This window comes from Variovorax sp. DXTD-1 (assembly GCF_003984625.1).
Lineage (GTDB): Bacteria > Pseudomonadota > Gammaproteobacteria > Burkholderiales > Burkholderiaceae_C > Variovorax.
In genome coordinates this window covers 171,822-192,655 of the sequence record NZ_RWKH01000009.1, presented here as the reverse complement: position 1 = coordinate 192,655, position 20,834 = coordinate 171,822, and the positions used below count along the sequence as shown (strand labels likewise).

Genomic DNA, 20,834 nt, shown 5'->3' with positions numbered 1-20,834 from the left:
TCTAGGGCCGAATGAGTTTCACACCACCGTGATGAGCAATGGACAGCATCCATGTAAGCGAGTCATCGAACACGTCGAGATCTTCAGAATCTGGATACCAGATGTCTTCAAGTCGCTCATCGAGGTCGTGCAAACTCAACCTATCGATGTCATCCAAACGATACCAATTCACATAGACATGATCGCTCGGTGCAATGCCCGCCGCCACGAGAGTTTTGCTAATTTTGAACTCTTTGTCCCTCGCGTTGACTCCGTGGCAAGCGAGGCCTCGCGACTCGAGTTCTCTGACCATCGCCAGTGGATCACCACCTGCTCTCAGTCTGAATTTTTCGGTGATCTGATCCCTGAGCCTTGTGGCCAGTTCTTCACTGAGCGATTCGAAGGCCGGAAAAGGTATCCCCGGCGACGTCTTGGCATAGTTCTCGATCTTTAGTTTGTCCACCTGTTTAGTCCTCGATTGGGATGGCACCGCTCCTGCCACCATTTCCTCGTTTACCCGCGGAGTAGTCCCACCAGTTGAAGTGATGCTTTGATTCCGCATCTCCTTTTGCGACTCCATCGTGGGGTGGGTCGAGACGGTAACCCTTCTTGGAGTCGCCAGCTTGAGGTGAGCCGAATTTTCCGGGTTCCCCTTTGGGCAAAGCGCCAGTTTCGTTCTGAACTTTCCTCAGCGCGTCTTTATGGGCTGAAAGCGATGGCTTGATTCGCGATGTAACGGGTGGGCAACTTGGTCCACTTCGTGCGCCACCTCCAACTCCGCTTCCGCCCCCACCGTCAAGCGGCTCAAGTTCTATCGGTTTCCTACCGATCCTGACTAACCCATCAGGGTCGATGTAGTTAAGCGGATCACCTTCCACATAGCCAAAGCGATTCCATCCGCCCTCGAGCCCAATGGGATCTGGCTGCGTGTAGCGCCCCGTGGTCGGGTTGTAGCTTCTGTAGTAGTTGTAGAACAGCCCGCTCTCTGCATCGGCATATTGCCCCGGATACCGCAGATTGAAGGTCACCGGGGTTGCGGTGGTGGTTCCGCTTGTCGGCACCGTGTTCGCACTGGTGAATCTCTTTGCGGCCGTCGTAGGTGCGTCCTCCCCAAACGCCGAGTAAGCCCACTGCCACATCACTTGCCCGCTGCCGCTGGTGATGCGCCGTGGCGTATTCAGGTGATCGCTCTGCACCGCGTACACCACCCCGTTGATCACCGCCGCCACCGGCATCGGCCCGCTGGCCGTGGGCAGGTACACGTACTGCGTATTGCCCCCGCTGCTGGCCCCGCCCATGCCCGTCTCGGCCAGGAGCGTGCCGTCCTCATCGTAGACGAAGGCGTAGCCCAGCTTCTCCGCATCCACCGTTGATGGCGTCCAGCCCTTGGCGAAGAACGCCTCCAGCGCGCTGCCCGTCGTGCCCTGCGCCGGATACACCGGCTCGGTCTTGAAGACACGCTGACCCAGCGCGTTGTGCGCATACCGCGTGGTCGGGCTGCTGTCGGTGCGGCCCACGGTGGCGCTGGAAAAGCGCCCTTCGGCGTCGTAGCTGAAGCCGTTGAGTCCGTCGCTCGTCAGGTCACGGTTCGCGTTGAAGGCATAGTTCACGCTGGTGGTCGTGCTTCCTACCGTTTGAGTGAAGCCCGTGGCCTGATTGCTGTCGAACGAGGGCAGCGCGTAGGTCCTGTTCGTGCTTTGCGTTCCAATCCCTCTCGTGCTGGTCTTGCGGTTGCCATTGGCGTCGTAAGTGAAGCCGGCTGTATTCGCCGGATTCGTCGCAGTGGCCGGGGTAATGACGTTGAAGCCAGTCACGCGTCCCGTGGGGTCATTGGTCACGCTCCAACTGATGTTGGCATTGGTCACCGTGCTGTTGGTGGCGACCGTGTCCGCAGGCCCGAAAAGGTTCTGCGTAAGACTGGTGATCCGCCCGGCGGCGTCGTAGGCGTAGCTGCTGAACTCGGTGGCGGTCATGCGCCCTGCCGTGTCGTAGGCGCGCAGGGCGTACAAGGTCGTGGCGGCATCGCTGTCGGCAAAGGCCCACCCCCACTTGAACGGCTGACCCAGCGGGTTCCAGAAGATGTTGGTGACCAGGGGTTGACCCCCCCAGTTCATCTGGATGATGCGCCCGACCGCGTCGTACGCATACGTGAGCACGGCGCCACCCGGATAAGTGACGCTGCCGGGCAGCCCGTTGGCCAGGTAGCTGTAGTTGACCCGCTGCACCGCGCCGCTGGCCAGGGTTTGCTTCTTGAAGATGACGCGGCCGAAGGCGTCCCGGAAGTAGAGCGTGGTGGCGCTGCGGTCCGCGATGCTGGCAAGGTAGCCCTTGTTCACGCCAGCGGTGCCATAGGTGAGTGTTGTGGTCTTGCCGTCCGCGAAAGTGATCACGGTCGGGCGGCCCAGCAGGTCGCGCGTTACGGTGGTGGACTGGCCGAGTGCATCGACGATGGTCTCGGGCAGGCCCAGGGCGTCGTAGGCGCCCACGTGCTGGCCCGTGTCGGCGCTGTTCTCGATCGTGGCGTTGCCCCGGGCATCGCGGCCGTAGTGGGTGGTAACGCCCTTGAAATCCCTTGCTGCGGTGACATCGTCCAGCGCGTTGTAGGCCAGGGTGGCGCTGGCATTGGCCGGGTCGGTGATGATGGTGACGCGGCGCAGGCCATCCAGGCCGAGCTGAGTAGTCTGGTTCAGGCCATTGGCGGTCGCGATGCGTTCGCCATTGGCGTCATAAGCGAAGCTCACGCCCTGATTCACGCCCTCGGTGGCGGTGCTGACGCGGTTGATGGCGTTGACGCTTCTCGCCGTGGTCCAGGCGATGTTGCCGCCGCTGGTCTTAATCTGTTCGACCGTCCGGTTGCCCATGGCATCCAGGGTGAAGGTACCGGATTCGCCTTGCTTGTTGCGCCAACCCGTCAGGCGATGGGCGGCGTCGTAGGTGTAGCTGAACGCCTGGCCGGTGGGCAGCGTCAACGTGGCGAGGGTGCCGGTGGGGTTGTAGGTCAGCTGGGTGGTCAGTTGCCCGCCGACGGTCTGGGTCAACAGGCGGTCGCGGGCGTCCCACGCGTAGGTGGTGATCAAGCCATTGGGCGCGGTCTGGCTGAGCACGCGGTTGGCGCTGTCGTAGGTGTATGAGGTGACGTGGCTCAGCGGGCGCACGATGGTGAGCACGTTGCCTGACGTGTCATAGGTGTAGCTGGTGACGCCACCGTTGGGGGCGGTCTCGGTCGCCACGAGGCCTTGCGGGTTGTAGGTCCAGCTTCGGGTCTTGGTGGTGCTGGGGTTGACCAGGGTGTCGGTGACGGCTTCGCTGAGCTTGTTGCCCTGGGCGTCGTAGGTGAAGGCGGTGCTTCGGCCGGCTTCGGTGACGAGCACGGGCAAGGCGAAAGTGGGGTGCCATTGCGTGGTGGTGGTCTGGGCTTCGGGGGTACCGGCTGCGCGTACCACTGTGAGCGGCAGGCGGCGTGCGGTGTCCCAGGTGGTGGTGGTTTGAACGCCCTTGAAGTCGGTCTCACTGGTGATGAGGCCGTTGGCATCCTGCACGCGGCTGGCGGCGTCGGCTTCGCCTTCGCCCGAGGGCAAGGAGCCGGATGTCACTGCCAGCTTGCCGGCAGTGGTGGCGTAGCTGTAGGTGCGGCTGGTGCCCAGTGCGTCGGTCAGGGTCGATGTGTTTGCCGCCGGATAGCCGACATTGACGCGATCGGCGCCGCCGGCGAGTTCACTCATGGTGGCCCGGCCCTGGCTGTCATAGCCGAAGTTACCCCAGCGCGCACCGTTTTCGTCGGTGATGCCGGTGAGGGCCTTGGGGAAGGCAGCGTTTTCGTAGAAGAAGCTGCGGGTCTTGCCGTCGGAGTAGGTGACTGTGGACAGACGGCCTGCCGCGTCGTAGCTGTAGCCGAAGACTTTGCCGCCCGGGGCGCTGACGCTGGTGAGCTGGCCGGCGCTGCTGTAGGCCAGGGTCAGGGTGCGGCCGAAGGGGTTGGTGACGGTAGTCAGCTGGCCCGCGCCGTTGTAGGTGTAGCTGATGACCCAACCATTGCGTTCGGTGCGCGACAGCAGCTTGCCGGCGGCATCGAAGGCGAAGCTGCTGTTGTCGTCGGCACGCTTATAGGTCCAGTTGGTACCGTTGGGGTTGAAGGTATCTGTGCCGCCGGTATCGGGTGTCCACGGGCCGGCCGCGTTGGCTTGGGTGAACCGACGAAGGCTGCCGTCGGGGCTCACGATGCTGGCTGTAGCCGGGGTCGTGGTGGTTCTGGCGATGAGCGCCAGGCGCAGGGCGTGGCTGTGGGTCCAATGGGTGCCCAGGGCCGAGCCGGGCTCGGTGCCGGCCGCCCAGGTGCTGCGGTAGATGCGCGCAAAGCTCAGCGCGGCGGGGCCGCTGTCGCTCCAGTCGGTTTCGTGGCGGGTCTTGATGCCGCTGGCGGGAATGACGGGGTTGCGTGTGCATTGGCCTGCGACCGGAATACCACCTGAATTGGCATCGCCGGCCGGTTCTGCGGTTGCGGGATCGGTGCCAGGGCCGCCGCATTGGCCGGGCAAGGTTTCGGTAGTACCGGCAGGGCAGTAAGTTCTAGATCCAACCGGAACCGGAACGATGACGGAGATTGAACCGACGACATAGTTATACAAACAAGCAGGACTCGGGCCGTTTTGCACCCCACCGAAGGTTGCGGAGCCCGCATTGTTGATGGACTGATAGTAATTGTTGAGCGGGGGTATCAAATCATTGCAAAGAGTTGCGAGGTCGGAGTTTTCCGGTATCACTACCCCATTCGGTAGCGGAGGAAGCGAATAGATCACTTGTCCCGGAGTGTCCGCACGCGCACCCGGCAGGCAAAAGATCAGAACCGCCAAAGTGGCCAGCACTTGGCCTAACCAGCAGGTCAATCTTTTGCGGCAATCGCCGATACCCAAGTCACGACGCACGGTGGCGTCAACAATCTCTGTCGTCATGGTTTTATTCCCCCTGAAATTTCTTGTCGCCGGTCGCTTGGCGCGCGGCTTCTTCTTATCGCTTCAAACAGGCCTCAGGTCCGTTCACCCAAGGCTGCAAGCGCAAGCTTTGACGCCGGAGCCTAGCCAGTTACCGGCCGCAGCTCAAATTAGGTTTCCTGGCAGTTGACATTGCTCGCCGCTCGTCACTTTTCGAGCGGAGTGCCGGCTACTCTGTTAACCGAGCGCACCATGACCTCCCAGGTCATCGACGCCGGAAGCACCCGGCGCGACCATTCCTTCACCCCGCGATGTTGCGGGTCGAGATCTTCGAAAGGAATCGTCATCATGAACACCGCCGCACACGACGCCACTGCCATTGCCCAGCGCTACATCGCCGTCTGGAACGAGACCGATGCCGCGCGCCGCGCCGAGTTGATCGAAGCCCATTGGGCCGCCGACGCGCACTACGTCGACCCGATGGCGCAGGCCAGCGGCCGCGAGCAGATCAGCGCGCTGGTCGGCGCCGTGCACCAGCGCTACCCGGGCTTTCGTTTCAACCTGTTCGGCAAGGCCGAGGCGCATGGCGACAACCTGCGCTTTTCGTGGACCCTGGGGCCGAGCGGCGCCGAAGACCTGATCCAGGGCACCGACTTCGCCCAGCTCGATGCCGGCAAGCTGCAGTCGGTGACCGGGTTCCTCGACAAGGTGCCGGTGGGAGCCTGAAGGCCCGGCTTCAATCGGTGGCGCCGGAGGGGCGCCCGCGCCACAGCTTGCGGTAGACCGTGGCGCGGCTGATGCCGAGGGTGCGTGCGGCTTCGGCCACGTTGCCGCGGGCGTCGGTCACGGCCTTGCGGATCAGGGCGGTTTCAACGTCGCGCAGCCGGGGCTGGGCTTCGGGCGCCGCGCCCCGCGAGCCCTTGCCGCCGCGCCGGGGCTGAACCTGCACGCGCAGGCCCGACCAGAGCGGCACTTCGAGCATGGCGTCGCCGCGCCGGGCGGCGTCGAACAGCATGTTCAGCGGCAGCGCGAACAGGTCGTTGCAATGCAGGGCATGCTGGCTGCGCGCCAGCGGCTGGTGCAGCATCTGCCGCGCTGCAGCATTGGCGCCGGTGACGTTGCCGTTGGCATCGACGCACAGCAGGCCTTCGGTGGCTTCGCTGCTCGGGCAGCCCGGCCACGAGAGGTGCAGCCGCAGTTCGCAGGGTTCGTTCAGCACCAGCATGTTCTCGATGCTGCGCGCCGAAAGCATGGCCAGGTGACGCAGTTCCGGCCGTTCCACCACCTGCACGCCCGTCAGGTCGAGCATGCCGATGCAGTCACCCTGCAGACCGAAGAGCGGCGCCCCGGCGCAGCTGTAAACGCTGGTGTCCTCGAAGAAATGTTCGCCGCGGTGCAGCCACACCGACTCCTGCTCGGCCAGCGCGGTGCTGATGGCGCTGGTGCCCACCGCGCGCTCCGACAGGTCGACGCCCACGCGCGCGATGTTGCGGGCATGGCGACTGGCGGTGTCGGTGCCGTCGGGAAGCGGGCCCACGTCGACCACCATGCCGTCGGCATCGGTCAGGACCGCGAAATAGCGCGTGTCGGCAATGGCGCGGGACACCCGCTCGATCACCGGCCGGGCCGCCGCCACCAGCGCCCGGTTGCGCTCGGCCACATCGCGAATGACGGACTGGCCCACAGGGTTGAAGCTCACGCGCTGCTGCGGTTGTCCCCCTGCTTCGATGCAGCGCTGCCACGAGCGGACGATCCACGGTTCGATGCGGGTGGCGCTCCGTGAGCGGTCGGCCTCGCCGTGGATCAGCTCCCGCCGGGCTTGCGCAATGGCGAGGGCGCGCTCGGGAAGGGACGAAACGGTTGAGGCGGACATCGGGTCGGTTCGCTCGGATGGGGGGCGTCTTTTTATGAAGCTTGCCAGACCGCAAGTTGTTCCATTTTGAGAATTTCGCGCGCGCTGCGCAAGCGGCGAGGGTTTTGCCTAGGATAGTGCACGGGGCCGGCATCCAAGATGCCACTCGCTGAACCAGCCATCACCTTCAACGGAGACAGCCAAATGCAGGTAGCTTTCACGGTCAACGGCCGACCGGCCACGGTCGACGCACCCCCCAATACATTTCTGGTGCACGCCATTCGCGAGCATCTTCATCTCACCGGCACCCACGTCGGTTGCGACACCGCCCAGTGCGGCGCATGCACCATCCATCTGAATGGCCGAGCGGTGAAGTCGTGCAACATCCTGGTCGGGCAGGCGGCCGGTGCGCAAATCACCACCATCGAGGGCGTGGCCCAGCCCGACGGCACCATGCACCCCATGCAGGCGGCCTTCAAGGAATGCCATGGCCTGCAATGCGGTTTTTGCACCCCCGGCATGGTCATGAGCGCCATCGACCTGTGCACCCACCACCCCAAGTCGAGCGAGTCCGAAATCCGAGAACTGCTCGACGGCAACCTGTGCCGATGCACGGGCTACCAGAACATCGTCAAGGCCGTTCAGATGGGCGGCGAGGCGATGGCCTCGGGCACCCCGGTCAAGACCACCGTCACGGCGTAAAGGGAGCAACATCATGGGTGCTTCCGATTTCTCGAACCTGCCCCACATCGGCGAAGCGCTGCGACGCAAGGAAGACTATCGCTTCCTGACCGGCGCGGGCAACTACACCGACGACATCACGCTGGCCAACCAGAGCCATGCGGTCTTCGTGCGCTCGCCGCACGCCCACGCCGTCATCAAGTCGGTTGACACCGCCGAGGCGCTCAGGATGCCCGGCGTGGTCGGCATCTTCAGCGGCAAGGACATCGAAGGAAAAATGGGCGGGCTGCCCTGCGGCTGGCTCATCAACAACCCCGACGGCACCCCCATGAAGGAGCCGATGCACCCGATCCTCGCGATCAACAAGGTGCGCTATGTGGGCGACCATGTGGCCATGGTGGTGGCCGAGACGGTCGAGCAGGCCAAGAACGCGGCCGAGGCCGTGGTGGTCGAGTACGACGTGCTGCCCGCGGTCGTGAGCGTGTCCGACGCGGCGAAGAAGGCCAGCGGCGCGACCCTGCACGACGAAGCGCCCGACAACCAGTGCTACAAGTGGGCGCTGGGCGACAAGGCCGCGGTGGATGCGGTGTTTGCCAATGCCGCGCACGTGACCAAGCTCGACCTGGTCAACAACCGCCTGGTGCCCAACCCGATCGAGCCGCGCGTGGCCATCGGCAGCTACAGCCGCGGCACCGACGACTACACGCTGTATGTGTCCAACCAGAACCCGCACGTCGAACGCCTGCTGATGACGGCCTTTGTGCTCGGCCTGCCCGAGCACAAGGTGCGCGTGATCGCGCCCGACGTGGGCGGCGGCTTCGGCTCCAAGATCTTCCTGTATGCCGAAGACGTGTGCCTGACCTGGGCGGCCAAGCAGCTCAACCGCAACATCAAGTGGACGGCCGAACGCTCGGAGTGCTTCCTGTCCGATGCGCACGGCCGCGACCATGTGAGCCACGCCGAAATGGCGTTGGACAAGGATGGCAAGTTCCTCGCGATGCGGGTGCACACCGACGCCAACCTGGGCGCCTACCTGTCGACCTTCTCGACCGCAGTGCCCACCATCCTCTACGCCACGCTGCTCGCGGGCCAGTACACCACGCCGCAGATCTATGTCGAGGTCGATGCGTGGTTCACCAACACCGCGCCGGTCGATGCCTACCGCGGCGCGGGGCGGCCCGAAGCCACCTACCTGCTGGAGCGCCTGGTGTCGCGCTGCGCCTGGGAAATGAACCTGGGCCAGGACGAGATTCGCAAGCGCAACTTCATCACCACCTTTCCGTACCAGACGCCCGTGGCACTGCAGTACGACACCGGTGACTTCCATGCCTGCATGGACAAGGCCCGCGTGCTCGCCGACGTCGAGGGCTATGCGCAGCGCAAGTCGGCCACCGAGGCCAAGGGCAAGCTGCGCGGCATCGGCTACTCGAGCTACATCGAGGCCTGCGGCATCGCACCCTCGAACATCGCGGGGGCGCTGGGCGCGCGGGCCGGTCTTTTCGAATGCGGCGAAATCCGCGTGCACCCGACCGGCAGCGTGACGGTGTTCACCGGCTCGCACAGCCATGGCCAGGGGCACGAGACCACCTTTGCGCAAGTGGTGGCGGCACGCCTGGGCATCCCCGTCGACAACGTTGATGTGGTCCATGGCGACACGGGCCGCGTGCCTTTCGGCATGGGCACTTATGGTTCGCGCTCGATCTCGGTGGGCGGGGCGGCCATCATGAAGGCGCTCGACAAGATTGAGACCAAGGCCAAGAAGATTGCCGCGCACCTGATGGAGGCCAGCGACGCCGACATCGAGTTTGCCAACGGCGAGTTCACGGTCAAGGGCACCGACAAGAAGATTCCGTTCGGCCAGGTGGCGCTCACGGCCTACGTGCCGCACAACTACCCGCTCGACAAGCTCGAGCCCGGCCTGAACGAAACCGCCTTCTACGACCCGACGAACTTCACCTTCCCGGGCGGCACCTACATCTGCGAGGTCGAGGTGGACAAGCAGACCGGCGAGGTGCGCGTCGACCGCTTCACCGCGGTGGACGATTTCGGCACCATCATCAATCCGATGATCGTCGAAGGCCAGGTGCACGGCGGGCTGGTGCAGGGCATCGGCCAGGCGCTGCTCGAAAACTGCGTGTACGACAACGAGACCGGCCAGTTGCTCACCGGCAGCTTCATGGACTACGCCATGCCCCGGGCCGCCGACTTTCCGCAGTTCAAGCTCGACACCGTGTGCACGCCGTGCACGCACAACCCGCTGGGCACCAAGGGCTGCGGCGAGGCCGGGGCCATCGGTTCGCCGCCGGCCGTGATCAACGCCTTGCTCGACGCGCTGGCGCCGCTCGGCGTGAAGGACTTCGACATGCCTGCGTCGGCCAGCCGTGTATGGGAAGCAATGCAAAAAGGCAGCGGAAGCGCCGCGCAAGATGCACTCCCGCAGGAGCCCTCGCTCTCCGCAAGCACCCAAGGCCGTCCGGCCCCCTGAACATAGAAGGAACCACACCATGTACGCCTTCACACTCGAACGGCCGGCCACCGTGGCCGATGCGGCCAAGCTCGTTGCCGCGGGCGCCAAGCCGCTGGCCGGCGGGCAGACACTGCTCGCTTCCATGAAGCTCAGGCTCTCGGCCCCCGAACAGCTCGTGGACCTGGGCGGCATCCAGGAACTCACCGGCATCAGGAAAGACGGCAGCACCATCACCATCGGTGCGATGTCGCGCCACCTCGACGTGGCGAACAACGCCGACGTGAAAGCCGCCTTTCCCGCGCTGGCCGACCTGGCCGGGCGCATCGGCGACCGGCAGGTGCGCGCGATGGGCACCATCGGCGGCTCTGTGGCCAACAACGACCCGGCTGCGTGTTATCCCAGCGCGGTGCTCGGCTCCGGCGCAACGGTCATCACCTCGAAGCGCGAGATTGCGGCCGATGATTTCTTCCTCGGCATGTTCACCACAGCGCTGGAAGAAGACGAGCTGATCACCGCGATTCGCTTTCCGATTCCGAAGCGCGCCGTGTACGAAAAGCTGCGCCAGAAAGCATCGAACTTTCCGCTCGTCGGCGTGTTCCTTGCGCAGTACGACAGCGGCGTTCGGGTGGCTATCACCGGCGCGGGCAACGGCGTGTTCCGCCACTCGGGGCTGGAAGATGCGCTCAACAAGAGCTTCACCGCGGCAGCCGCCGCAGCGGTGAAGATCGATGCGAGCGACCTCAACAGCGACCTGCACGCCTCGGCCGCCTACCGCGCCAACCTGATCAGCGTGCTGACACAGCGCGCAGTGACCAGGGCGCTGGGCTGAAGAAGCCAGGCGCGAACCGGGAGGCGCGATATCCCCGCGTCTTCCGCTACGCTTTGTCATGATCTTCCCGACCATCGATTCCCTTTCCGACGGTTTGATGCAGGCCGGCTACTTCGCCGACCGGCGCCTGGCCACGGCCGTGTTCCTCGCGCTCAAGCTGCAGCGTCCGCTGCTGCTCGAGGGCGAGCCCGGTGTGGGCAAGACCGAGCTGGCCAAGGCGCTGTCGAAGGCGCTGAACCGCGAACTGCTGCGCCTCCAGTGCTACGACGGGCTGGAGCAGCGCGAAGCCCTCTATGAATGGAACTACGCCGCACAACTGCTGCACATGCGCGCGGCTGAAGCCACAGGCGCTGCACGCGACGTGGAGGCCGAGGTCTACCAGCCGCACTACCTGATCCGCCGCCCCCTGTTGCAGGCGCTGCAGACCCCCGCGCCCGGCGCCGTGTTGCTGATAGACGAGGTCGACCGCGCGGACGAACCCTTCGAGGCCTTCCTGCTCGAATACCTCGGCGAGTACCAGGTCAGCATTCCCGAACTCGGCACCGTGCGCGCCGTGGTGCCGCCCGTCACCATCCTTACCAGCAACCGCACGCGCGAGCTCAACGATGCGGTCAAGCGGCGTTGCCTCTATCACTGGCTTGACTACCCCGAGCGCGAACGCGAGCTGGCCATCGTGCGGGCCCAGGTGCCCGAGGCCGGCGAGAAGCTCTCGGCGCAGGTGGCCGCCTTTGTCGCGAGACTGCGCGATGCACCGTTCGTCAACGCGTTCCAGCGCGCGCCCGGCATCGCCGAGAGCGTCGAGTGGGCGAGGGCGCTGATTGCGCTCGATACCGTCGAGCTCGACCCCGAAGTGGTGGTCGACACCGCGGGCATTCTTTTCAAGCAGCGCGACGATGTGGCGGCGCTGACGCGCGAGCTGGCGTCCGATCTGCTGAAGCCCGAGGAGCCGGTTGCGCCCTGAGCGTGGCCGAAGGTAGCGGCCGCCCATGACCGGCATCCAGCAACTCGGCGACGTACGCAGCGGCAAGCTGGCCGGCAACATCACGGCCTTTGGCCGCGCCTTGCGCCGCGCCGGCGTGCGCACCGATGCCATGCGCATCGCGCTCGCCGCCGAAGCGGCCACGCTCGTGGGCGTGGAAAGCCGGCTCGATCTGAGCGCCGCCATGGAAGCCGTCATGGTGAGCCGCGAGCAGGACCGCATGGTGTTCCGCGAACTGTTCGACGCGTGGTTCCGCGATCCCGAACTGGCCAACAAGCTGCTCGCGCAGATGCTGCCGAGCGCCGAGGGCAAGGCCGAGCCTTCGAAGCGCCGCCCGCGCGTGCGCGAGGCACTCACCGCGCCGCGCGATCCGGCCAAGCCGGCCGTGGCCGCCAAGCCCGACAAGGAGGCCGAGTTCGATGCCGCCATGACATCGAGCGACCGCCAGCGCCTGCAGCATGCGGACTTCAACGCGCTCGGTGCTTCCGAATACCGGCTGGTCGAACGCCTCGCACGCGATGTGAGCTTGCCGATTCCCTCGTTGCCGTCTCGCCGTCTGCGCGTGGCGAGCGATGCGGGCCCGCAGCATGCGCGCATGCACTGGCCCGGCGTGCTGCACGAGGCCGCGCGCACGGGTGGCGAAATACTGCGCCTGCCGAAGCTGAGCCGCCGCGAGCAACCGTTGCCGCTGCTGGTGCTGGTCGACGTGTCGGGCTCGATGGAACGCTATGCGCGCCTGCTGCTCGCGTTTCTGCATGCGGCCACCCGGCAGGCCGGGCGGCGCGATGTGTTCGCCTTCGGCACCCGGTTGACCGACCTGACGCCCGCGTTCCGGCTGGCCGACACCGACGCCATGCTGGGTGCGGCCAGCCTTGCCATCGACGATTTTGCGGGCGGCACGCGGCTCGGCAGTTCGCTCTCCGAGCTTCGCCGCGCGCATGCGCGCCGCCTGACGGGCCGCCGCACGCTGGTGCTGGTGATCAGCGACGGGCTGGACACCGGGGAGCCCGCGCTGCTGGAAAACGAACTGCTCTGGCTCAAGCGCCATTCGCGCCGCCTGCTGTGGCTCAACCCGCTGCTGCGCTTCGAGGGCTACGCCCCTTTGGCGCGTGGGGCCGGCGTGCTGCACCGGCATGCAGACGCGATGCTGGCGGTCCACAATCTCAGTGCTCTCGAACAGCTGGCCGCCAGCCTCGCCGCCTTGATGCGGTCCGGCCGGTAGGGCCTCACGGAAAAGATAAAGGAACCCCACCATGGAAATGCTCGGCAACCGCCGTCTCGGCGTCACGCAACAACAGGCCTGGGAAGCGCTGAACGATCCCGAGACGCTCAAGAAGTGCATTCCCGGCTGCGACAAGTTCGAGCTCACGGGCGACAACCAGTACAGCGTGGCGCTCGCCCTCAAGATCGGGCCGGTGTCGGCCAAGTTCAGCGGCAAGGTGATGCTGTCCGACATCGTTGCACCCGACGGCTACAAGCTCACCTTCGAGGGGCAGGGCGGCGTTGCGGGGTTTGCCAAGGGGTCGTCCAGCGTGACGCTGAGGCCGCTGGATGGCGCCGCCAATACCGATGCCGAAGCCGTTGCAGCACCGTCCCCGGCCGGCTGCGAACTCGACTACACCGTGCAGGCCCAGGTCGGCGGCAAGATCGCCCAACTCGGGCAACGCCTGATCGACGGCGCCGCCAAGTCGACCGCCGACGACTTCTTCAAGCGCTTCGAGGCCGAAATGCAAAGCCGCTACGGACCGCCGCCGGCTGCCGCCGAAGAAGCGGCCGAGGCTCCCGCGGAAAAGGCGGGCGTCATGTCCGGCCTCATGAAGAAGATCGGCCTCGGCAAGAAGGACGACAAGGACGCGTCCGCCGTGCCGGGCAACGAAAGCTGAGGACTGGCCACGTTATGGAAAATCTCGACGTCATGGTGCTGCGCACGCTGCGCGACTGGCGGCAGGCTGGCAAGCGCGCGTTGCTGACGACGGTGGTGCGCACCTGGGGCTCGTCGCCGCGACCGGTCGGCTCGATCATGGCGCTGGCGGAAGACGGTGCGGTGGTGGGCTCGGTCTCCGGGGGCTGCATCGAGGACGATCTGATCGCCCGCTATAGCCATGCGCACGGCAACGGCGAACAGGTGCCCGTGGGCGCGCCGCCCGTGCTCGTGAAGTACGGCATCACGGCCGACGAGGCGCACCGCTTCGGGCTGCCCTGCGGCGGCACGCTGGAGCTGCTGCTCGAATACGACCCCGATGCGGCTTTGCTCGACACGCTGGTGGCTAAGCTCGAGCAGGGCAGGCTCATGCAGCGCACAGTCACGCTCGCGACCGGTGCCGTGCGGCTGAACGAGGCCACGGCACCCGACGAACTCAAGGTGAACGACACCGAGCTCACCAACACCTTCGGCCCCGAGTACCGCATGCTGCTGATCGGCGCGGGTCAGCTGGCCGAATACCTCGCAACCATGGCCAAGTTCAGCGGCTTTGCCGTGACGCTGTGCGACCCGCGCGCGGAGTACCGCACCGCGTGGTCGCTGCCCGGTGTGGAGATCACCACGGAGATGCCCGACGACGCCGTGCTGGCCTTCAAGCCCGACCGGCGCAGCTGCGTGGTCGCGCTCACGCACGACCCCAAGCTCGACGACCTCGCGCTGCTCGAAGCGCTGCAGAGCGAGGCCTTCTACGTGGGCGCCATCGGTTCGCGCCGCAATGCGGACGCCCGGCGCGACCGCATGATCGAGCACTTCGACCAGACGGCGGAATCGCTCGCGCGGCTGCGCGGCCCCATCGGCATCTACATCGGCAGCAAGACGCCGCCGGAGATTGCCGTGAGCGTGATGGCGGAGATTCTTGCGGTGAAGAACGGCGTGACGCTGCCGCGCGAAATGGAAGTGGCGCGCGCCAAGGGCATGCAGCAGCTCGCGATGAGTTGAACCGCCGGCCGGTTCCTGCCCTGTTCAGTTCAATCCGGTGGGCCCGACTTTGCCGCGGGCGGCACATTGCCGCCCTTTTGCCGCTCGCGAAAGAGCGCGGCGCGCATCAGGAAGATGGTGGTGATGGGGGCCGTGAGCGCAATGAAGAGAACGATCAGCGTGGCATGCAGGAACAGGCTGTAGCCCTGCACCGAGAAATACACGATGGTGGCAATGGTCATGCACCACACGCCCACCGTGGCGCCGAGCGTCGGCGCATGAATGCGGCGGAAAAAAGTGGGCAGGCGCACGAGACCGAAGGAGCCGATGGCGGCGAAAGCTGCGCCCAGAACGGCAAATACCGCCGTGACAATTTCCGCCCACAAGGGCAGCGGCCCGACAATGAAATCACTCATTCGATGACCTCCCCGCGCAAGAGGAACTTGGCCATCGCCGTCGATCCGACGAAGCCGAACAGCGCCGTGAGCATGGCCGCTTCGAAGTACACGTTGCTCGCATAGACGATGCCGAGCACCAGCATCATCAGCATGCCGTTGATGTAGAGGCAGTCCAGCGCCATCACGCGGTCTTGTGCGGTCGGGCCGACCAGCAGGCGGGCCAGCGCGCAGAGCATGGCCACGGCCAGCAGCAGGAGTGCCAGCCTCAAGGCCCAGAAAAGTACAGGCGTCATGATTCGAAGATCTCCATCAAAGGATGCTCGTAGCGCTGCTTGATCATGGCAACGAAGGCGGCTTCGTCGTCGACATCGAACACGTGGACCAGCAGCACGCTGCTGTCGAACGAAATTTCGCCCCAGGCGGTGCCGGGCGTGAGGCACATGATCATGGCCAGCACCGCGAGCCCGTTCGGGTCACGCAGTTCGAGCGGCACGTTCACGAACTTCGATGCGATGCGCGATGTGCGGCGTGTGAGCAGCCGGCGCGCCACGAAGAGCGCGGAGTGCAGCATGTCGGCCGAGGCGCGGCCCGCGAGCCGCAGCGCCACCCAGGGCTTGCGCATGCGCACGGCGGCCGGCCGGAGGCCCTTGGTCAGCAGCGGCACCGCAATGGCGAGCACCACGGCCGATGCCAGCGTGGCGGCCTCCAACGACTGGTTGAGCAGCAGCCACACGACAAACAGCGCCATCGAGAGCGGTGGCGAAGGAATCCAGCGCTTCATGGTGCCGCGCCTTTTGCCGGAGCCGCCGGGTTGGGCACCTGCCGCGCTTTGAGCACGGCATCGCGGTACGCGGTGGGCGTGCGCAGCCCTTCGGCGGTGATGAGGGCGTGGCGCATGACGGGGCCGGCCCATATCGTCAACGCCACGCAGGCGGCGAGCAGGCCGGCCACCGGCAGCACCTCGAGTGCGGGCAGCGCGGGCATGGTGGGGTGCGGCTGGGTCCAGAAATGGCGGATGCCGGTGCGGCTCAGCGCAATCAGCGCCAGAAAACCCGACGCGAGCAGCAGCGCCAGAAAGATCCAGGCCGGCGTGGAGGTGCCGCTGGTCACGAAGGCGCCGGACAGCATGGCGAACTTGCCCACGAAACCCGAGAGCGGCGGCAGGCCCGCGAGCAGCAAGGTGCAGCCGATGAAGCTCAGGCCGAGAAATGCCACGCCGGCGGGAATTGCGCGGCCGTAGAGCGCTTGTGCCTCGTCGTCGAGGTTCACGTCGTCGAGCACGCGCAGGTCTTCCGCCAGGAAGGGCGCGTTGCCAGCCGCTTCGTGCGGCGCGACGCTCATGCCGGCGTTGCGCCAGCGTTCGATCATGTCGATCAAGAGGAAGAAGGCGCTGACCGCGAGCGTGGAGCTCAGCAGGTAGTAAAGAGCGCCGGCCCATACGGCAGGCTCCCCGAGCCCGATTGCGGTGAGCAGCGTGCCGGCCGACACCAGCACGCTGAAGCCCGCGAGATTGGAGAGCCGCTGCGTGCCGACGATGCCCATGGCGCCCGCGAACAGCGTGGCAAGCCCGATGGCGATGAGCGCAGACTGGCCGAACGCGGCCGAGGCGCCGGCGTCCGGCGCAAAGAGCAGCGTCCACAGCCGCAGCAGCGTGTAGATGCCGAGCTTGGTCAACAGCGCGAAGACGGCCCCCACGGGCGACACCGCCGCGCTGTAGGCCGGCACCAGCCAGAAGTTGAGCGGCCATACGCCGGCCTTGGCAAAGAACGCGGTCGCGAGGATGGCCGCCGCCGCATGCACCAGGCCGCGGTCGGCCGGTGCGAGTTCGGCGATGCGCACGCTCAGGTCGGCCATGTTGAGCGTGCCCGTTACGCCGTAGAGCAGGGCCGCGCCGATCAGAAAGAGAGACGAGGCGGCCAGGTTGATGGCGATGTAATGCAGCCCCGCCTGCACGCGCAGCCGGCCCGAACCGTGCAGCAGCAGGCCGTAAGAGGCCGCGAGCATCACCTCGAAGAAGACGAACAGGTTGAACAGGTCGCCCGTGAGAAAGGCGCCGTTCAGGCCCATGAGCTGCAGCTGCAGCAGCGGATGAAAATGCACGCCGGCCCGGTCCCAGCGCGAGGTGGAATAGATCGAGGCCGCGAAGGCGACGACGCCGGTGAGCGCCACCATCATGGTCGACAGGCGGTCGGCCACCAGCACGATGCCGAAGGGCGCTTGCCAGTTGCCAGGCAGATAGACGCCGATAGAGCCCGGGCCGTCGCCGGTATCGGGCGCGTTCACCCAGCGCAGCAGCGCCAGCGCGGCCAGCAGGCCCACCAGCCCCGAGACCACGCTCAGGGCCGACTTGGCGCGGCGCCGGTTTTCGCCGAGCAGCAGCATCAATGCCGCGGTGAGCAAAGGCACGAGGATCGGCACCGCCACGAGGTGCGGCATGCTGAAGTCGAGCAAGCGGTCGAGCAGGTGAACCGGTTCCATCACTCGGCCGCCTCCTGCCGTTCTTCGCCGTCCACATGGTCGGTGCCGGCCAGGCCGCGCGAGGCCAGCAGCACCACGAGGAACAGCGCCGTCATTGCGAAGCCGATCACGATGGCCGTCAACACCAGCGCCTGCGGCATCGGGTCGGCGGTGTTGGCCAGCGTGGAAGCGAGACCCTTGACCAGCACGGGTTCGCTGTCGAGCTTGAGCCGCCCCATGCTGAAGATGAACAGGTTGACGGCGTAAGAGATGAGCGTGAGGCCCATGATCACCTGGAAGGTGCGGGGGCGCAGCAGCAGGTACACGCCCGAGCCGGTGAGTACGCCGATGGCGAGTGCGAGCACCATTTCCATCAGTGCGCTCCCTCCACGGCCTCGGCCTGGGCCAGTGCCTCCTTTTCGGCCTGCTCGTCGGCCCAGCGGTGGCTGCGGATGGACTGGTGGGCCAGCGCGGTGAGGATCAGCATGGTGGCGCCGAGCACCAGCGCGAACACGCCGATGTCGAAGAAGAGGGCGCTCGGCACGTGCAGCTCGCCCAGGACCGGAAGATGCAGGTGGGCGGTGTGCGTGGTCATGAACGGATAGCCGAACACCACCGCGCCGCTGCCGGTGGCCAGCGCAAGCAGCAGGCCGACGGCGATCCAGCGGCGCGGATAGATGCGCAGATGCTCTTCCACCCATTCGGTGCCCGAGACGATGAATTGCAGCAGCAGCGCCACCGACATGACCAGCCCCGCGACGAAGCCGCCCCCGGGTGCGTTGTGGCCGCGCATGAAGAAGTAGACCGACACCAGCACCGCGAGCGGCAGCAGCAGCCGCACCAGCACGGCCGGCACCATCAGGTAGCCCACGGCGGTGTCCTTGGCGAGGCGGGGGTTCAGCAGATCGCTGCTGCCGTCATCGGCCTGCAAGCGTTGCTGCGCCGGCAGGGCCATCGACTCGCGCGCCGGACGAAAGCGGCGCAGCAAGGCATAGACCGTGAGCGCCACCACGCCGAGCACCGTGATTTCGCCGAAGGTGTCGAAAGCGCGGAAGTCGACCAGCATGACGTTGACCACGTTGGTGCCGCCGCCCTCGGTGAGCGCCCGCTCGAGGAAGAAGGGCGAGATGCTCTGCGGAAACGGCCGCGTCATCATCACCCACGCCAGCGCCGACATGCCGCTGCCGGCGGCAGCCGCCACCAGCAGGTCGCGGCCGCGCCGGCCCCAGGGGCGCAGCCTCGCGCGCGCGGGCTGGACGGCGTCCTTGCTGCGCATCGGCAGCCAGCGCAGGCCCAGCAGAATCAGCACTGTGGTCACGGCCTCGACCACGAGCTGCGTCAGCGCAAGGTCGGGTGCCGAGAACCAGATGTAGGTGACCGAGCAGACCAGCCCCGCGCCCGCCGCCAGCATCAGCGCGGCGAGCCGGTGGAACTTGGCCTGCCATGCGGCCGCCAGCGCGCAGACACCGCCGATGAGCCAGGTCATTGCGAACATCGTCGAGAAGGGCAGCAGCTCGCGGTTGCCGCGTGTCACGGGTGCGGCCCAGAGTGAAACCGCGGCGCCCGCGGCCGCTACCGCGATCAGCAGCAGCAACTGCGACTGCATGCGCCGGGTGCCCAGCACGCGGCGGCTGCGCCGGCCGGCTTCGCTGAGCTGAGCGAGCAGGTGCTCGAAGATGGCCTGGCCGTCGAAGCGGTGCAGCAGCGGCGTGTGCTCGAGCTCGCCGCGCGCGCGGCGGCGGCGCTGCGACAGGTACAGCGCCATGCCGCCGGCCAGCGCCACGAAGCTCATCGCCAGCGGCAGGTTGAAGCCATGCCATACGGCCAGGCTGTATTCGGGCAGCAAGCCGCCGACCACCGGCGTGGCGGCAGCCGCGAGCAACGGGCCGATGGACCAGGCCGGCGCGACACCGACCACGAGGCACACCAGCACCAGCAGCTCGACCGGCACGCGCATCCAGTGCGGCGGCTCGTGCGGCTTTCTCGGTACGTCCGGCCCGCAGGGCGGGCCGAAGAAAACGTCGAACACGAAGCGTGCCGAATAGGCCACGCTGAAGATGCCCGCGACGGTCGCGATGATCGGAAGGCTCACCTTGATCCACGGCGTGGCCTGGATGAACACCGTCTCGGCGAAGAACATTTCCTTCGAGAGAAAGCCGTTGAGCAGCGGTACGCCGGCCATCGAGGCGCTCGCGATGACGGCCAGCGTGCCCGTGATCGGCATCAACCGCATCAGGCCGCTGAGCTTGCGGATGTCTCGCGTGCCGCTCTCGTGGTCGATGATGCCGGCGGCCATGAAGAGCGATGCCTTGAAAGTCGCATGGTTCATGACATGGAACACGGCCGCCACCGCCGCGAGCGGGCTGTTGAGCCCGAGCAGCAGCGTGATGAGCCCGAGGTGCGAGATGGTCGAGTACGCCAGCAGCGCCTTCAGGTCGCGCTGGAACATCGCGATGAAGCCGCCGAGCAGCAGCGTGATGGCGCCCGCGCCGCCCACCAGCCAGAACCACAGCTCGGTACCCGACAGCACGGGCCACAGCCGCGCCATCAGGAACACGCCGAGCTTCACCATGGTGGCCGAATGCAGGTAAGCCGAGACCGGCGTGGGTGCGGCCATGGCGCGCGGCAGCCAGAAATGGAACGGGAACTGCGCGCTCTTGGTAAAGGCGCCCAGCAGTATCAGCACCAGTGCGGCGGGGTAGAGCGCATGCGCACGAATTGCGTTGCCGGAAGCGAGCACCACGTCGAGCTCGTAGCTGCCCGCGATGCGGCCCAGCACCAGCACGCCGGCGAGCAGGCAGAGGCCGCCGGCGCCGGTGACGGTGAGCGCCATGCGCGCGCCGCGCCGCGCATCGCGACGGTGATGCCAGTAGCCGATCAGCAGGAACGAGAACAGGCTGGTGAGTTCCCAGAACAGCACCATCTGGATCAGGTTGCCCGAAAGCACCACGCCCATCATCGCGCCCATGAACGCGAGAAAGAACGAAAAGAAGCGCGGCACCGGGTCGGAGGCCGACATGTAGTAGCGCGCATAGAGCACCACCAGCGCGCCGATGCCGAGCACCAGCATGCAGAACAGCCACGCAAAGCCGTCCATGCGGAACACGAGGTTGAGGCCGAGCTCCGGCAGCCACGCGATTTCCTGGCGCAGCACGTTGCCATGCGCGATCTGCGGAAAGAGCCATGCAGCCTGCACCGCGCAGCCCAGCGCGACGAGCCCTGCCAGCGTCGACTCCCGATTGCGCGCGTTCGATGGCATCAACGCGGCCAGCACGCTGGCAATAAAGGGGAGTGCGACGAGAAAGACCAGGGGCATTGCGGTCGATTCTATCGACCGGCCCCTTCGAAGAGTCTTCTAAAAACCG

General features: G+C 66.2%; 18 protein-coding genes. 8 read left to right on the top strand and 10 right to left on the bottom strand.

Annotated elements, in window-relative coordinates; genetic code table 11:
• Nucleotide 1 precedes the first annotated feature (1 nt).
• The 3 genes from EJI00_RS11105 to EJI00_RS25075 all read right to left on the bottom strand — a co-directional run bounded on the left by EJI00_RS11105 (nt 2) and on the right by EJI00_RS25075 (nt 5,257).
• Complete coding sequence (locus EJI00_RS11105) at nt 2-442, bottom strand: hypothetical protein (protein WP_126747522.1); 441 nt, start codon at nt 440-442, stop codon at nt 2-4.
• A gap of 4 nt (nt 443-446) precedes the next feature.
• Nucleotides 447-4,928: an RHS repeat-associated core domain-containing protein gene (locus EJI00_RS11100; RefSeq protein ID WP_126747521.1), complete on the bottom strand. Its 4,482-nt coding sequence runs from the start codon at nt 4,926-4,928 to the stop codon at nt 447-449.
• Nucleotides 4,929-5,113: 185 nt separating this feature from the next.
• Nucleotides 5,114-5,257: a hypothetical protein gene (locus EJI00_RS25075; RefSeq protein ID WP_185868115.1), complete on the bottom strand. Its 144-nt coding sequence runs from the start codon at nt 5,255-5,257 to the stop codon at nt 5,114-5,116.
• Between EJI00_RS25075 and EJI00_RS11095 the strand changes: the two genes are divergently transcribed.
• Complete coding sequence (locus EJI00_RS11095; RefSeq protein ID WP_126747520.1) at nt 5,256-5,633, top strand: nuclear transport factor 2 family protein; 378 nt, start codon at nt 5,256-5,258, stop codon at nt 5,631-5,633. The two genes, EJI00_RS25075 and EJI00_RS11095, sit on opposite strands and share 2 nt — an antisense overlap.
• A gap of 10 nt (nt 5,634-5,643) precedes the next feature.
• Here EJI00_RS11095 and EJI00_RS11090 read toward each other — a convergent pair whose 3' ends face one another.
• Nucleotides 5,644-6,780, bottom strand: coding sequence for a helix-turn-helix domain-containing protein (locus EJI00_RS11090; protein ID WP_126747519.1), 1,137 nt, complete (start codon nt 6,778-6,780; stop codon nt 5,644-5,646).
• Between the two features lie 183 nt (nt 6,781-6,963).
• Here EJI00_RS11090 and EJI00_RS11085 point away from each other — a divergent pair, with 183 nt between their 5' ends.
• From EJI00_RS11085 to EJI00_RS11055, 7 genes are read left to right on the top strand one after another with little or no spacing between them, the layout of a single operon-like run.
• Nucleotides 6,964-7,461, top strand: coding sequence for a (2Fe-2S)-binding protein (locus EJI00_RS11085; RefSeq protein ID WP_126747518.1), 498 nt, complete (start codon nt 6,964-6,966; stop codon nt 7,459-7,461).
• A 13-nt stretch (nt 7,462-7,474) separates the two neighbouring features.
• On the top strand, nt 7,475-9,925 hold the full coding sequence (locus tag EJI00_RS11080; RefSeq protein ID WP_126747517.1) for a xanthine dehydrogenase family protein molybdopterin-binding subunit: 2,451 nt from the start codon (nt 7,475-7,477) through the stop codon (nt 9,923-9,925).
• 19 nt (nt 9,926-9,944) lie between these two features.
• The gene (locus EJI00_RS11075; protein WP_126747516.1) at nt 9,945-10,736 is read left to right on the top strand and encodes an FAD binding domain-containing protein; all 792 of its coding nucleotides are present in this window, start codon (nt 9,945-9,947) and stop codon (nt 10,734-10,736) included.
• A 58-nt stretch (nt 10,737-10,794) separates the two neighbouring features.
• Nucleotides 10,795-11,697: an AAA family ATPase gene (locus EJI00_RS11070; protein ID WP_126747515.1), complete on the top strand. Its 903-nt coding sequence runs from the start codon at nt 10,795-10,797 to the stop codon at nt 11,695-11,697.
• A 25-nt stretch (nt 11,698-11,722) separates the two neighbouring features.
• The gene (locus tag EJI00_RS11065) at nt 11,723-12,937 is read left to right on the top strand and encodes a vWA domain-containing protein (RefSeq protein ID WP_126747514.1); all 1,215 of its coding nucleotides are present in this window, start codon (nt 11,723-11,725) and stop codon (nt 12,935-12,937) included.
• 31 nt (nt 12,938-12,968) lie between these two features.
• A complete protein-coding gene (locus tag EJI00_RS11060; protein WP_126747513.1) occupies nt 12,969-13,598 on the top strand; it encodes a CoxG family protein in 630 nt (209 codons plus the stop codon).
• Nucleotides 13,599-13,612: 14 nt separating this feature from the next.
• Nucleotides 13,613-14,635 carry an XdhC family protein gene (locus tag EJI00_RS11055; RefSeq protein WP_126747512.1) on the top strand — a complete coding sequence of 341 codons (1,023 nt, stop codon included), beginning with the start codon at nt 13,613-13,615 and terminating at the stop codon, nt 14,633-14,635.
• A 29-nt stretch (nt 14,636-14,664) separates the two neighbouring features.
• On the opposite strand, the gene mnhG is transcribed toward EJI00_RS11055, so the two are convergent.
• Genes mnhG through EJI00_RS11025 form a run of 6 tightly spaced genes read right to left on the bottom strand, consistent with a single transcriptional unit; the run spans nt 14,665 to nt 20,785 of the window.
• On the bottom strand, nt 14,665-15,030 hold the full coding sequence (gene mnhG / locus EJI00_RS11050; RefSeq protein ID WP_126747511.1) for a monovalent cation/H(+) antiporter subunit G: 366 nt from the start codon (nt 15,028-15,030) through the stop codon (nt 14,665-14,667).
• Nucleotides 15,027-15,305: a K+/H+ antiporter subunit F gene (locus EJI00_RS11045; protein WP_126747510.1), complete on the bottom strand. Its 279-nt coding sequence runs from the start codon at nt 15,303-15,305 to the stop codon at nt 15,027-15,029. The genes mnhG and EJI00_RS11045 overlap by 4 nt, the downstream gene beginning before the upstream one ends.
• Nucleotides 15,302-15,793 carry a Na+/H+ antiporter subunit E gene (locus EJI00_RS11040; RefSeq protein WP_126747509.1) on the bottom strand — a complete coding sequence of 164 codons (492 nt, stop codon included), beginning with the start codon at nt 15,791-15,793 and terminating at the stop codon, nt 15,302-15,304. The genes EJI00_RS11045 and EJI00_RS11040 overlap by 4 nt, the downstream gene beginning before the upstream one ends.
• Nucleotides 15,790-17,490 (bottom strand): monovalent cation/H+ antiporter subunit D, encoded by a 1,701-nt coding sequence (locus EJI00_RS11035; RefSeq protein ID WP_126747508.1) that lies wholly within the window; start codon nt 17,488-17,490, stop codon nt 15,790-15,792. The genes EJI00_RS11040 and EJI00_RS11035 overlap by 4 nt, the downstream gene beginning before the upstream one ends.
• Nucleotides 17,490-17,843: a Na+/H+ antiporter subunit C gene (locus EJI00_RS11030; RefSeq protein WP_126747507.1), complete on the bottom strand. Its 354-nt coding sequence runs from the start codon at nt 17,841-17,843 to the stop codon at nt 17,490-17,492. Before EJI00_RS11030 ends, EJI00_RS11035 begins: the two co-directional genes overlap by 1 nt.
• On the bottom strand, nt 17,843-20,785 hold the full coding sequence (locus tag EJI00_RS11025) for a monovalent cation/H+ antiporter subunit A (protein ID WP_126747506.1): 2,943 nt from the start codon (nt 20,783-20,785) through the stop codon (nt 17,843-17,845). Before EJI00_RS11025 ends, EJI00_RS11030 begins: the two co-directional genes overlap by 1 nt.
• Nucleotides 20,786-20,834 lie beyond the last annotated feature (49 nt).

Excerpts from the sequence above, each read along its gene's own strand:
- EJI00_RS11100 (WP_126747521.1), bottom strand. The coding sequence starts at position 4,928 with ATGACGACAGAGATTGTTGACGCCACCGTGCGTCGTGACTTGGGTATC.
- EJI00_RS11095 (WP_126747520.1), top strand. The coding sequence starts at position 5,256 with ATGAACACCGCCGCACACGACGCCACTGCCATTGCCCAGCGCTACATC.
- EJI00_RS25075 (WP_185868115.1), bottom strand. The coding sequence starts at position 5,257 with ATGATGACGATTCCTTTCGAAGATCTCGACCCGCAACATCGCGGGGTG.
- EJI00_RS11090 (WP_126747519.1), bottom strand. The coding sequence starts at position 6,780 with ATGTCCGCCTCAACCGTTTCGTCCCTTCCCGAGCGCGCCCTCGCCATT.
- EJI00_RS11085 (WP_126747518.1), top strand. The coding sequence starts at position 6,964 with ATGCAGGTAGCTTTCACGGTCAACGGCCGACCGGCCACGGTCGACGCA.
- EJI00_RS11080 (WP_126747517.1), top strand. The coding sequence starts at position 7,475 with ATGGGTGCTTCCGATTTCTCGAACCTGCCCCACATCGGCGAAGCGCTG.
- EJI00_RS11075 (WP_126747516.1), top strand. The coding sequence starts at position 9,945 with ATGTACGCCTTCACACTCGAACGGCCGGCCACCGTGGCCGATGCGGCC.
- EJI00_RS11070 (WP_126747515.1), top strand. The coding sequence starts at position 10,795 with ATGATCTTCCCGACCATCGATTCCCTTTCCGACGGTTTGATGCAGGCC.
- EJI00_RS11065 (WP_126747514.1), top strand. The coding sequence starts at position 11,723 with ATGACCGGCATCCAGCAACTCGGCGACGTACGCAGCGGCAAGCTGGCC.
- EJI00_RS11060 (WP_126747513.1), top strand. The coding sequence starts at position 12,969 with ATGGAAATGCTCGGCAACCGCCGTCTCGGCGTCACGCAACAACAGGCC.
- EJI00_RS11055 (WP_126747512.1), top strand. The coding sequence starts at position 13,613 with ATGGAAAATCTCGACGTCATGGTGCTGCGCACGCTGCGCGACTGGCGG.
- mnhG (WP_126747511.1), bottom strand. The coding sequence starts at position 15,030 with ATGAGTGATTTCATTGTCGGGCCGCTGCCCTTGTGGGCGGAAATTGTC.
- EJI00_RS11045 (WP_126747510.1), bottom strand. The coding sequence starts at position 15,305 with ATGACGCCTGTACTTTTCTGGGCCTTGAGGCTGGCACTCCTGCTGCTG.
- EJI00_RS11040 (WP_126747509.1), bottom strand. The coding sequence starts at position 15,793 with ATGAAGCGCTGGATTCCTTCGCCACCGCTCTCGATGGCGCTGTTTGTC.
- EJI00_RS11035 (WP_126747508.1), bottom strand. The coding sequence starts at position 17,490 with ATGGAACCGGTTCACCTGCTCGACCGCTTGCTCGACTTCAGCATGCCG.
- EJI00_RS11030 (WP_126747507.1), bottom strand. The coding sequence starts at position 17,843 with ATGGAAATGGTGCTCGCACTCGCCATCGGCGTACTCACCGGCTCGGGC.
- EJI00_RS11025 (WP_126747506.1), bottom strand. The coding sequence starts at position 20,785 with ATGCCCCTGGTCTTTCTCGTCGCACTCCCCTTTATTGCCAGCGTGCTG.